Below are 13,029 nucleotides of genomic sequence, written 5' to 3'. Positions count from 1 at the left end.
ATGAAATTTACATAAATGTAATACAGAATCTATTTTATATGTTCACCTATCAAATAAATATTTAATTTCTATATCGATTATTATCATACTGGAATAGGGCAAGGAATAGATTGTTGTAGTTAAAGTATTTTAGGGGCTCGAGTAGATAGAGAGTCTGATGATTCAATACTATTTTTAGGATATAAAAGTTTATCTCTGCCTAAGATAGATAATTCAAAGGGGTCTACTGTTGGGAATCTAACTTATTAACTAATAACAGCATTTTATCCTGAATTCAGTCAGTAAGAAGGAATTCGGGATAGGGTGGCTGCTGTGAGTTACTTAATAATTTCAAATGGAGGGGGAATCGAATGTCAGAATATCATCAACAATCATCAGCTGAAGTTATGAAAAATTTGAACGTGACAGATCAAGGATTGAGTGATTATGACGTTCAAAAGAGGCAGGAAGTATACGGCTATAATGTATTAGCGGAAGGAAAAAAAACAAGTGCATTTGCCGTTTTCTTTGGACAGTTTAAAGATTTATTAGTCATTATTTTAATCATTGCTGCTTTCGTTTCATTTCTATTAGGAGAAGTGGGAAGCACCGTTGTAATTATGGTTGTCGTTATATTAAACGCTATCCTAGGTACTGTTCAGCATGTCAAGGCAGAACAGTCTTTGGATAATTTAAAAGCCTTAACCTCCCCAATTGCCAAAGTAATGCGAAATAATCAGCTAATAGAGATTGCTTCAGAAGATCTAGTCGTTGGAGATCTTCTTTATTTGGAGGCTGGCGATTATATTAATGCAGATGGGAGATTATTAGAAAGTCATAATTTGCATATCAATGAAAGCTCGCTGACAGGTGAATCAATCGCTGTAGGGAAAAGTGTTGATGCCATTAAGGAAAGTAATGTAACAGTTGCTGATAAAAAGAACATGGTATACTCTGGAAGCTATGTGACAACTGGTCGTGGTATTGTCATGGTTACAGCTATCGGTATGCAGACTGAAATCGGCAAAATTGCAAATTTACTAGATACTGCCAAAGAGAAGAAAACACCGTTACAAGTAAGTTTAGATCATTTCGGAGAAAAATTAGCTTTAGGGATTACGTTAATCTGTCTAGCTATTTTCGTGATTGACCTTGTTAGAGGACGTGCGCTTGTAGAATCGTTTATGTTTGCTGTTTCACTTGCCGTGGCAGCAATTCCAGAAGCGTTAAGCTCGATTGTTACTATTGTGCTAGCTTTTGGTACACAGAAAATGGCAAAGGAAAATGCCATTATTCGAAAGCTTTATGCTGTTGAAAGTCTTGGAAGTGTATCTGTCATTTGTTCAGATAAAACAGGAACTTTAACTGAAAATAAAATGGTTGTTCAAGAGGTTTATGTGGATGAAAAAGTGATTCCACATGATCAGCTCTATACTGAAAATGTAGTTGAGAGAGATCTTATGTTAAAGGCAATATTATGCAGTGATGCAGTGGAAAGGGACGGTAAGGAAATCGGTGATCCTACTGAGGTTGCACTCGTAAAATTAGGGAAACAATATGATTTTGACGAACTATTAGTAAGAGATTATTATCCAAGAGTGGCTGAAATCCCTTTTGATTCAGATAGAAAGCTCATGAGTACTGTGAATACTATCAATCAGCAATCTATTATGATTACAAAAGGAGCATTAGATGTCCTTCTCCCTAAAATTGCGAAAATTGAAACTTCAAAAGGCGTATTTAATATTACAAAACAACAACGCCAAAAAATCGAAGCAGTAAATCGTGATTTTTCTATGAAGGGGTTAAGGGTACTAGCAGTTGCCTACAAAGAGGTAAAGGGACATCGAGCAATCGATGTAAGAGCCGAAAAAGATTTAATCTTTGTTGGTTTAATCGCGATGATGGATCCTCCAAGAAAAGAATCTGAAGGTGCGGTTAAAAAATGTATAAAAGCTGGTATCAAGCCGGTGATGATTACAGGTGATCATAAAATTACGGCAACGGCTATTGCCAATCAAATCGGGATTTTAAATGATCCCTCTGAAGCGATTGAAGGGCATGAAATTGAAGGCTTAACAGATCAGCAGCTTCAAGAAAAGGTTAACGATTTTTCTGTTTATGCCCGAGTAACACCGGCTCAAAAAATTCGTATCGTGAAAGCGTGGCAAGAAAAAGGGCATGTCGTCGCCATGACAGGAGATGGTGTTAATGATGGTCCTGCGCTAAAACAATCCGACATTGGTGTGGCAATGGGAGTTACCGGCACAGAAGTCGCGAAGGATGCCTCTTCTATGATACTAACGGATGATAATTTTTCAACGATTGTAAAGGCTATTGCAAACGGTAGAAGTATTTATACGAATATTAAAAACGCTATTTTGTTCTTATTATCGGGAAATGCGGGTGCCATTTTTGTTGTTTTATATGCAACAATATTAGGATTGCCAGTTCCTTTTGCACCTGTGCATCTATTATTTATTAACTTACTAACGGATAGTTTACCGGCGATTGCAATTGGTTTAGAGCCGAATAATAAAAAAACAATGAAGGACAGGCCTCGAAATATTCATGCACCATTATTAAATAAAGCATTTACTACTCAAGTGGTGCTCGAAGGAATATTAATTGCCATTTCGACAACGATTGCCTTTGAAATTGGATTGTCAACGGGTGATACTTTAACGGCGAGCACGATGGCATTTACAACATTATGCTTGTCTCGATTAGTGCATGGCTTCAATTCCAGAGCTAAAGAATCTATCTTCGCCATTGGACTATTTTCGAATAAATATACTTGGCTTGCATTCTTAATCGGTTTTTTAAGTTTACACGCAGTATTGTTTATTCCAATGCTCACAGGTGTGTTTGAAGTTGCTACATTAAGTACCGCACAATTAGGCTTTATTTATAGCTTGTCTGTACTACCGTTCATCGTGAATCAGTGGTACAAGCTGTTGTTCGTGAGAAGTCGATAATGAGTAATAAATATTGAAGCTCTCGTTTTGTTGAAACGAGAGCTTTTTAGTGTTAAAATCAGAATTTTTGTGAATGAGGCGCTTAAAAAGCTATTGTGAAATGAAATGAAGATATCTTACTTAAATAAGGTATAGACTTGGGCAAAATGAGGGGTTAATTTCCGTTCCAACTGGACGCTTTCCTGGGGGCGTCCGATGAGCCGCTTTTATTGCTGCCGCTACGTTAGCACTACGCTTTCGCACAGAAAACATCCGCTGCGCTGTAGGGTCTCGGGTCAACACGATGTTGATCACGAAGGCGTTATCACAGGACGTGATGGTTTTAGCCTTCGTTCCTCTATTGCTGATCCCCGAGGAGTCGTCCAGTCTCCACTCCAATCACCCAATTCACATAACATGTATCTTCTGACATGGCCCCCTACTTTATAGTGATAAAATGAAACTTTAACAATAGAGTTTTGTCTGTGCGAAAACGAAATGTCAGCGGCAACATAAGCGGGCGAGCAATTCGACGCTCGTCCACGGGAAAGCGAGTAACATAAAATAGGAACCTCCCTCATTTAAAGAGAAACATTAAATTGTTGTAGGAGCTAGTAGCCAGCCTTTATCGTTACTGAGCCGTATTAGCTTAGCGCCAAGTATCGCATACCTCATATGAAGCTCTCCGTATTTTGCTGTATGTTTCTTCTTCACAGACATTTCTAAAGCCTGACTGACTGAAATAACTGAAGAAGCTATATTCATCGATAAAACGGTGCTGATTTCTGTATCATTAATAGCTTTTTTCCCTCGTATATTTTTCATTTTCAATTTTCCATAGTCGATCGATGTAGTAGGGGCAAGTACTCCATTTTCCTTTAATAACGCTGTTAGTTGTTTATTTTCCTCTTTTAAACATTGCACAAAATCCACAATAATAGCCTTCAGTTTTTTATCAACAGCGTGCTTGAAGAATGCATGATTTGAAGCTAGATAGCCATTATTAACGCCAATCTGCGTCCAAATCTTAAAAATCTCCTTATATCGTAATGATGTTAAATTTCCGTTTGCCAATTCCATAATTACACATCCTAACTCATGTTCTCGTTCATTTATTTGAGATTAGGATGTGTTTTTAAATGAAATTCTAATCATTTTTTACAATAAAAGGGGGGTTATAACGTAGAGTTGATTTCTGTTTCGACTGGGCGCTTTGTCGCTGACGCTTCGCTTTCGCACAATGGCATGGGATTTTTTTGTTTTAATCAAAATTATAATATTGTTTTGGCTCTAGCTTATTTATTCAAACTAATGATGAGGAGTTGTTGATTTTTCACGGAGAGTGGCGACTCCTGCGGGATGAGCTTGAGCTGAAAGCGCCAACTCAGAGTGAAAATCAACCTTTATTGATTGTTACATATTATTTGTATAAAAGCTGAGAGGTTTTATTCCTTTAATTTCTTGCTTTTATAGCTATTAATAGTTGTTTTTAATGCAGCAAAGTTTCCGATAGCTGCATAACCATAAAAAAAGCCCATAAATATTCCAGCAATAAGATTATGTCTATGGCTAATGAAGATAGAAATAATCAAGCCAATAACAAGGGCGATCGCAGGAACATATTTAGGCTGAACACGCATAAATACCTTAATTAGCTGTGTAATAAGTAACACTGCTGGAACGGCTATTACAGCATCCCAAAAATTTGTATGGATCACTGGAAATAATTCCATCTTCTACACCTCTTTTAGTAATAACGAAGCTATGACTTAAAATATAGATTTTCCTTTTTATTTAATTTTATGCAATGAAAGGTGTAGAGCTTATGATGTCGAGTCATACTATTAATTAATAATATGAACCATAAGGATTTGAGCCATAAGGATTCATATAAGGATTCATATTTGGATAGCGATATGGTGGATATGGGTTCAAAGGCATATATTTATTTTTATGTTTATGATGAGGATCTTTTTGCTGCTTTTGATCTTTTTGATTTTCAGTGGTTGATTTTACACGGTTACAATCTTTAGGTGGACCGATATATGTTGATGGTACAACAGGCGCAATTGTTTTCTTCCACTGAGTTTCATCTAAACAGTACGCGTGGGCCATGATATTGGAAGGTGTAAATTTCAATATATCTGAACCTAAAATTACATCAGGAGTTGGAGCATCAAAAATAGCTAGTAAATGCGTGTCATTCTCAGTAGCTATTTCATAATGCCACCATCCTTGCGGTACATTGGCGACTTGGCCAGGCTCGATCGGATAGTTTTTAATCTCTTTTGTAAAGGGATTTAATATAGAAACAATGGCAGCACCGGAAATACAATAAACAAGTTCTGCTGCATTTTGATGATAGTGAGGCTCTATCATCTTATTCTTACTTAGAAAAATATCAAGCAAAGATGTATTTTCTAACGTATTTAATTGTTCTACACCTAGAATGTTTATAAAATTCCGATCATCTCTTTTAAAAAGAGTGTTGTCATTGACATCAGAGGTGAACTGTGTTGACGGTGAAGTATAGTCAATATTTGAGCTAATACTTACATCCTTTCTCTAGTTAATTTTCAATACATGTCTTAAGCACAGAATATGTACAAAGCTATTTTAGGCTTACGCAAACGCCCATTATCTGCTTTCTTACAAAAAACATGTTGGCCAAAGCTTTCGAAAGTGGGCTCCGGTTGATGAAAGAACCACTTTAGGCGTAGCCTCATTAAAAACTGGGAAGAAATGAGTGGGCTTTCAATAAAGAACTCTATAACTTTATGTTAGCGTTTTACATCCTCGAATTGGTTTTTTTTTGAAAAACAATGAAACTCATTGTAATAAATTCTCGTCTAATAATTGAATTAGAATTTTAGGAGGTAAATAAGGAATTTGAAAAAATCCTTAGTAGTTGTAACAATGTATTATTTTGCGGATCAGTTTCAGGATTAAATTTGACTGAGTCGCTATTAGACACAGTAAGGTTCAAGAGTAAGTATTCTCCCTTATAAGATAGGAGAAGATTCGACATCAAACAAATTCTCAGTAATGGTTATTTTGATAAAACGCTCACAAAGAAGATTATTTGACTATGAAAAGTCGAAAAGAAAATTGATGAATTTTCGAGAATAAATGTTTATAATAACAATTACCTAACTAATTTAGTTAGGTAATTGAGTTCTATAACTTTAGGGTAGCGTTTAATACACTTGGATTGGATTTTTAAAAAAATCCAATCTTATTCTCGTCTATTAACTGAATCAAATTTTAGGAGGTAAATAAATGAATATTAAAAAAAGCTCATTAGTAGTAGCAACAATGTTAGTATTTTGTGGATCAGTTTCAGGGTTAAATTTGACTAAACCGGCATTAGCAGCACACAGTAATGTACACGATGTAAATATTCTCCCTTATAAAATATCAGAAGAACTAACTCGAAAGATTGAGGGAGCTTCGACATCGGATGTATTCTCAGTAATTGTTAATTTTAATAAAATGCTCAACAATGAAGACTATGCGAAACTTGAAAAGGAAATTGGCGAATTTTCAAGAAGATATACTTATGATAGCATTATCAGTGGTTTTGCTGGAGATTTAACCAAAGAGCAAATTTTATTGTTAAACAAAAATGCGTTTGTCACACTTATTGATTTAGACCAGATAGTAACAAATTACGATGATATCATTGTTGAATCAACTTTTAGCAAGGATAAAAATGGATGGATCGGTGGATTTTCTGACTATCCATATAAAGATAAACTTCGTTATAAGCTCCGATTTTCTCTTAAGTCACTACCTAAAGAAATAAACAATAAACAAAAAGGTCTTTACTTAAGTGGATATAATGGAAGTGACGATTTATTTATGTTTGTTAAGAAGAAATTGGATACAAATAATCGATTAAAACCAAATACAAAATATAGTGTGACGTTTGATTTCGATATTGCCACTAATGCTGGAGATAAAATAGGTGTAGGTGGATCGCCTGGTGAAAGTGTATTTGTGAAAATTGGTGCAACCAATACGGAACCAATCCCAGTTAGAGATAAAACGGGATTTTATTTGATGAATATTGATAAAGGGAATCAAAAAGAAGAAGGTAAAGATGCATTTATGATTGGTGACTTGGCAAAAACGACAATAGATAAGAAGTATGAGTTAAAACCTTTTAATAATAAACAACGCCCGTTTATTGTTGAAACTGATAAAAAAGGAGAACTGTGGTTATTTATTGGCACCGATTCCGCGTTTGAAGGTGTTACGAGTATCTATTATCCTCGTATTAAAGTGACCCTAAAAGAAGTGAAAGAATAGATTAACCTCCAGAAGAAACAAGTGAGATTTCACATTTAAGAACTCTAATTCCATTAGTGGTAATAACAACGTCAGTATTTTGTGGTTCAGTTGATGACAAAGCCATTCTTCGTTTAAGGCTTAAAAATGAAAGACAAGAAGATTCTTGATAAGTTTGTTTTTCTAAAGGCAAAGAATGAGGAATACACTATGCACGGTCAAAAGTTTAATGACTTGATGAAATGAATTAATGTGGTTAAATAACAAAAAGTTTCAGTTGATTAAGGACAGGAAGAAAAAATTAGGGGGCTAATGCCATGAAAAAAATACTTTTTATCTCCATACTTTTAGGTTTCAGTATAATAAGTGCATGCTCTGATAAAGAAGAAAAACCTAACGTGCCGAACAGGCCACAAGAGGAACAGGAATCTAACATGCCGAACAAGCCACAAGAGGAACAAAAATCTAACGAGTCAAACAAGTCACAAGAAGAGCATCAATCAAACGAAAATCAGGAACCTTCTAAAACAAGTAAGGGAAACACAGAAGCACCTCTTACACAGGCTGGTGTACTAAAAAATATTAAGAACCAGCTTAAAACTAATTTATCTATAACTTTACCAAAAGGGCTACCGATTACAGAAGGTACATTTTTAACTGCAACAACTAAGGTTGAAGCTAACCAAGTTGAAATACTATTTTTTGAAAGTAAAAAGTATTTGCCAATCAATGATCCAAAGCTTAAAAATTCACAGTCAGCTACTGCTATTGCAAGACTAGTAGTAAAACAATATCAGAATGCTAAAGAAGCAAATGAGCAAATCGCTTTTGTGAACTTTAGTCAAAATGGTGGTCAAGAGGTTGATCTTGGCTATAGCATTAAAGGTTATCAGGATGCAGGAGCTGGTTCTTTATGGACTGGTTGGAATGAGGGAAGATGGGCAATTACGACACATACACGAACAGACAATCCAGAAGCAGGTATGAAACTTGCAAAACAGGCAGTCCAATTTCTAGAAACACATATGCTCCCAATTCCAAAACAAAACGGTTTTGCGCGCTTAGATGTTTATGAATCAGGGAATTCGATAGTTTGGCAGGACGACAAACTGGTCTATACGCTTGATTCAATCAAAGAGCCACTTAAAGCTCTTGAAATTGCCACAGCTTTTTACCATTAACGAATTTTAATTAGAACGATGCTATAATCTACCTAACCTAACTAGTTAGGTTAGGTAGATTACGACAACATGGTAAGGACAATGGAATCCCATTGGCGCCTAATAGTAGGATGCACTCCTATTGGACTCCGCCCATAAGATCCCTTCGGAGGATATTCTTTTTTCGTTAAAAGTATGGCGTTGAAGAGCATTTATAAAAATCTAATAAAGAAACTCCATTTTGATTAAAATTTTTTCAAAATGGAGTTTTTTTTTGAGTCGCTGTTGAAAATTAAGATTGTTCACATTTACAAAAGCACTTACAATCGGAATTCTTCCTACAAAAAGCGAACTGCTATTTTGAAAATGTTTATTCTTACTAATGAGTAAGAATAGAGAATAAATAGTAAGACAACAGTTATTCAAATATAAAGTATATCTAGTCTATAATTTAGACATTAAGAAAAAGGAGAAATATATAATGAAAAAAATTATAGGATTAGTCTTAGTTATCTCCATTTTTTTAGGTATAGGATACGGAGTAAAACGTTATGTTGAAGGTCCACCGCAATCGGCCAATGGAATATTAGTTATCGGCACAGAAAAAGATGTGAGTAAAGTTAAGCAGGAATATAAAAATAAAACCGAACGAACTGTTGATTACAAAGTGAAGTTCGTAGTAACAAAAAAAGGTGAATCCGAAAGGAAGTATATTGTTATTAACAAAAATACAGCTGAACAATTTATTAGGAAAGGAATTATTAGAGCAAGAAAAGAACCAGACAGTGTGTCTACCATTTCAGAACCTGTTCATGAAATTAAAGAATTATCTGGTTCACTAAATTTGTTCTACTCTTTAGATGATTTTGATATGGTAGATCACCATATAGATTTGAATGGACAAATGATACCTGTACATTATGTTAAGAATCAAATATGGGTCGGGTATAGCCCTATGGATTTTGTTATTCTAAATGACCAATCTTATGATGAGTTAACGGAACCAGATTCCGTTATTACACTGCTTTCCCTGGATAATAAATTTGATTATAAAGATAAAGAAAAAGTAGAGAGGATTTTTGAAACAATTAAGAAAGTTTATCCAGATAGCAAAGACAAAGTGAATTTTGTAGATATACAGGATTGAGTTTTAATGTTGAAAGGATGGGTTATATGGAAGTCGTACGTATGGAGAATATAGTGAAAAGTTATGGGGAAGGCAATAACAGGGTAGATGCGTTAAAAGGAATTGATCTTTCTATTCAGCAAGGCGAGTTTGTCTCAATTGTCGGTGCTTCTGGTTCTGGAAAAAGTACACTGCTACATATTTTAGGTGGGTTGGATCGCCCTAGTTCAGGGAAGGTACTAATTGGGGAAAATGATATTTATGAATACTCGGATAATGAGCTTTCAGTATTCAGAAGAAGAAAAGTTGGGTTCATTTTTCAATTCTTTAATTTGATACCAGTATTAAATGTCCAAGAAAATATTGCTTTACCTACGTTATTGGACAGTGAATCTATAGATATGGAGTATTTAAATGAAATTATTACTATCCTGGGGCTTCAAGAACGTAAGAACCACTTGCCATCTGAACTTTCTGGAGGGCAACAGCAACGGGTTTCAATTGGCAGGGCGCTTATTAATCGTCCACATTTGATACTTGCTGATGAGCCTACAGGTAATCTGGATACTCGAAATACGAAAGAAGTTATGGATCTATTAAGATTAACTGCAAAAAAATACAATCAAACCATTGTAATGATTACCCACGATCTAACGATAGCATCAGCTTCGGATCGAATTATCACAATACAAGACGGTGAAATCATTTCTGACCAACGACTGACTGCGAAAGAGTCAATGACCGGGGGGAATGATTTTGATCAATAGTTATAAGCAACTAGGTACTAAGTATTTAAAGGGGAATATGAAACGAACAATTTTGACCTTGGTTGGAATCGTGCTCTCTGTGGCGCTAATTTCAACTATTGGTCTGTTTATGAAAGGAACACAACTGTCTCAAATTGAAGGCACCAAAAAGTTAAACGGAATTTCTTTTCACGTTGGCATTTCAAACTACGATGAGGCGATTTTAAATAAAGTCAGATTTAATCCCCAAATTGAATCGTATGGTCTGATGTCTCAGGGTGACACCGTTCCGGTTGGAGAGGTATCTGTGCGTATGAATTTCGCGGATCATCACGCCTTAAACTTTCTGACTTACAGCCTTTTAGATGGAAAATTACCAGCCACTGCTCATGAAGTAGCTATCGATTCCTGGTTAATTCCTTATATTAAAGAAGATCTTCAAATCGGTGACTCATTTGAACTGGGCGGAAAAACATATCAACTGGTTGGTTTACTGAATAATAGTGGGTTTACACAAAAAAATAAAGAGGGGAGATTATTAACATATAAAAGTGAGTTTGCTATTGGAGAGGGAAGGATATTAATTGAAATTAACGAGAAGGCAGACTTTAACGAAGTTTTAGACGAATTTAAATCAATTACTGAAGATAATAACATTGTTATTAATACTCAATTGATTCAAGCTTTGAAACCGGAAACGAATCAATCGCTTCTGATTATGCTAGTTATCGTCGTCAGTATTGTTGTAATTTCTACAATTGTTGTTATTTACAACGCTTTTCAAATCAGTGTCGTAGAGCGAATGAAGCAGTTCGGCTTGTTGAGAAGCATCGGTGCTACACGAAAACAAATTCGACAAATTGTCATGAAAGAAGCTGCCGTGCTTGCTTTCATAGCCATACCAATTGGGGTTGTATGCAGCTTATTGGCGCTGGCTATTCTCCAAGCCTTTTTGGTGATTTTATTAGACAAAGGTTCAGAGGTTTCCTTTTTCAATATAGATTGGAAGATATTATTGACTAGTTCGATTCTAACTCTGATAACTGTATTAGTGTCCAGTTATTACCCCGCATTTTTCGCGGGCAGGATATCACCTTTGTTGGCAATTAGTAGTAGATTGTCAATAAAAAAAGAGAAAATCAAAAAACAAAATAATAAGGTGCTAAGAAAGCCTTTTTCATTCCCATTAAGCATGGCAATTAAAAATGTAAAAAGAAATAAAAATCGTTATATCGTTACTATTTTATCAATCATTATAAGTAGTGTATTGTTTATTACTTTTTCATCTCTAATGAACATCGCATTTTCATCTAAACTTGTAACCGATCCATCCGAATCGGACCTTACAATCTATCTACAAGAAGAAAATAATGTTTCTTCTAAGAATCTGGAAATTTTAGAACATTTAAAGTTGATTAAAAATGTATCCGAGGTTTCCGAACAAGACTTAAGTTTTAAAGTTGAATTGAAGGATACAAATCAATCTATCGCGACTGTTGAAGACATTCAGAAGTCTATTGGAAAAAAACATGATATTTCAGTGGTCAATAACTTTGAAGAGAATAAAGCCAAAAATGAAGAAGCTCTCACAATCAAAGTTCTTGTATATGCTTTTATTGTGGTCATTTCTTTAATTGGCAGCGTAAATATACTTAATACAATTACTATAAGTATCATGATTAGACGGAAAGAATTGGCTGCATTAAAATCCATAGGCATGTCCCAAAGGGATTTGAAAAAAATGATTATTTATGAAGCACTGTTTTACGGTTTTTCTGGAAGCTTGCAAGGTATTTTTTATGGTTGTATACTTTCATATATTTTGTACACTGCTGCATCCGGTCTCTTTAAAGTTGAATGGTCGATTCCCTATAATGCTTGTATCATTACGTTTGCTGCAGCATTGTTAATCAGTTATTTATCTGTTCTGCTACCGCTGAGAAGAATCCAACAGGATAATATTATAGATACGATAAGAGAAGAGTAATACCTATGGCCTGGCTACTTATAGTCAGGTTATTCTGATTTGATGGTAAATGTTAATATGGAGTGAGAGGAAGGAGAAGATATATTTGAATAAAATATTACTTGTAGAAGACGATGAAGCACTCGGTCTAGCCATTGAATTTTCATTAAGAAATGAAGGGTATGAGGTGATTAGAGCTACTAGTGTGAAAGAAGCAAAAAGCCAATTTAATGATAATACTTTTGACTTGGCTATTTTAGATATCAACCTTCCAGATGGAAGTGGTTATGACTTATGTTTACACTTCAAAAACCAAAATAATGCAACAGCTATTATTTTCTTAACGGCTCTTGATGAAGAAGCAAATGTGGTAATGGGTCTAGATATTGGCGGAGATGATTATATAACAAAACCTTTTCGAGTCAGAGAACTTATGTCTAGAGTAAGAGTACAATTACGCAAACAAGTTAGGATAGAAGAAATTTCAATGATTTTAATATCTGAAAATATAAAAGTGGATATGAACCAAGTAAAGGTATATAAAAATCAAGGAATGGTTCCATTAACAAGCTTAGAATATAAGCTTTTGTTAACTTTTATGAAAAACGCTCACAAAATATTAGAAAGAGATGAAATCCTACTGAAAATAACAGAAGAAGAGGATGTTTATTTTGGGGAAAATACGTTATCTGTATACATTTTGCGATTAAGAGAAAAAATTGAAGACGACCCCAAAAATCCACAGTTTATCATCACTAAGAGAGGATTGGGATATCATTGGAATAAGGATGTGAACCGAGAATAG

The 13,029-nt window shown here is 34.9% G+C and carries 10 protein-coding genes; 7 read left to right on the top strand and 3 right to left on the bottom strand.

Translation table 11 applies throughout. The features are described from left to right. Positions 1–350: 350 nt before the first annotated feature. Positions 351–2,957 (top strand): cation-translocating P-type ATPase, encoded by a 2,607-nt coding sequence (locus AC3WSO_RS14215; RefSeq protein WP_492531648.1) that lies wholly within the window; start codon positions 351–353, stop codon positions 2,955–2,957. A gap of 573 nt (positions 2,958–3,530) precedes the next feature. On the opposite strand, the gene AC3WSO_RS14210 is transcribed toward AC3WSO_RS14215, so the two are convergent. The 3 genes from AC3WSO_RS14210 to AC3WSO_RS14200 all read right to left on the bottom strand — a co-directional run bounded on the left by AC3WSO_RS14210 (position 3,531) and on the right by AC3WSO_RS14200 (position 5,486). Next, entirely contained in the window at positions 3,531–4,016 is a 486-nt protein-coding gene (locus tag AC3WSO_RS14210) for a DUF3231 family protein (RefSeq protein WP_492531647.1), read from the bottom strand. A 365-nt stretch (positions 4,017–4,381) separates the two neighbouring features. After that, positions 4,382–4,669 (bottom strand): hypothetical protein, encoded by a 288-nt coding sequence (locus AC3WSO_RS14205; protein WP_476426872.1) that lies wholly within the window; start codon positions 4,667–4,669, stop codon positions 4,382–4,384. A gap of 115 nt (positions 4,670–4,784) precedes the next feature. Further along, on the bottom strand, positions 4,785–5,486 hold the full coding sequence (locus AC3WSO_RS14200; protein WP_492534369.1) for a cupin domain-containing protein: 702 nt from the start codon (positions 5,484–5,486) through the stop codon (positions 4,785–4,787). 729 nt (positions 5,487–6,215) lie between these two features. Between AC3WSO_RS14200 and AC3WSO_RS14195 the strand changes: the two genes are divergently transcribed. The 6 genes from AC3WSO_RS14195 to AC3WSO_RS14170 all read left to right on the top strand — a co-directional run bounded on the left by AC3WSO_RS14195 (position 6,216) and on the right by AC3WSO_RS14170 (position 13,029). Beyond that, the gene (locus AC3WSO_RS14195; protein WP_492531645.1) at positions 6,216–7,247 is read left to right on the top strand and encodes a protease inhibitor I9 family protein; all 1,032 of its coding nucleotides are present in this window, start codon (positions 6,216–6,218) and stop codon (positions 7,245–7,247) included. Positions 7,248–7,543: 296 nt separating this feature from the next. Continuing rightward, positions 7,544–8,407 (top strand): hypothetical protein, encoded by an 864-nt coding sequence (locus AC3WSO_RS14190; protein WP_492531643.1) that lies wholly within the window; start codon positions 7,544–7,546, stop codon positions 8,405–8,407. Positions 8,408–8,867: 460 nt separating this feature from the next. Beyond that, positions 8,868–9,533 carry a lipoprotein BA_5634 family protein gene (locus AC3WSO_RS14185; protein WP_492531641.1) on the top strand — a complete coding sequence of 222 codons (666 nt, stop codon included), beginning with the start codon at positions 8,868–8,870 and terminating at the stop codon, positions 9,531–9,533. 26 nt (positions 9,534–9,559) lie between these two features. After that, positions 9,560–10,279 (top strand): ABC transporter ATP-binding protein, encoded by a 720-nt coding sequence (locus AC3WSO_RS14180; RefSeq protein ID WP_492531639.1) that lies wholly within the window; start codon positions 9,560–9,562, stop codon positions 10,277–10,279. Then, positions 10,269–12,245, top strand: a complete 1,977-nt coding sequence (locus AC3WSO_RS14175) for an ABC transporter permease (RefSeq protein WP_492531637.1) — start codon at positions 10,269–10,271, stop codon at positions 12,243–12,245. The genes AC3WSO_RS14180 and AC3WSO_RS14175 overlap by 11 nt, the downstream gene beginning before the upstream one ends. Positions 12,246–12,330: 85 nt before the next feature. After that, on the top strand, positions 12,331–13,029 hold the full coding sequence (locus AC3WSO_RS14170) for a response regulator transcription factor (RefSeq protein WP_492531635.1): 699 nt from the start codon (positions 12,331–12,333) through the stop codon (positions 13,027–13,029).

The organism is Lysinibacillus sp. EB106-09-02-XG168, from assembly GCF_058791475.1.
This window is presented reverse-complemented; position numbering and strand designations above follow the sequence as displayed.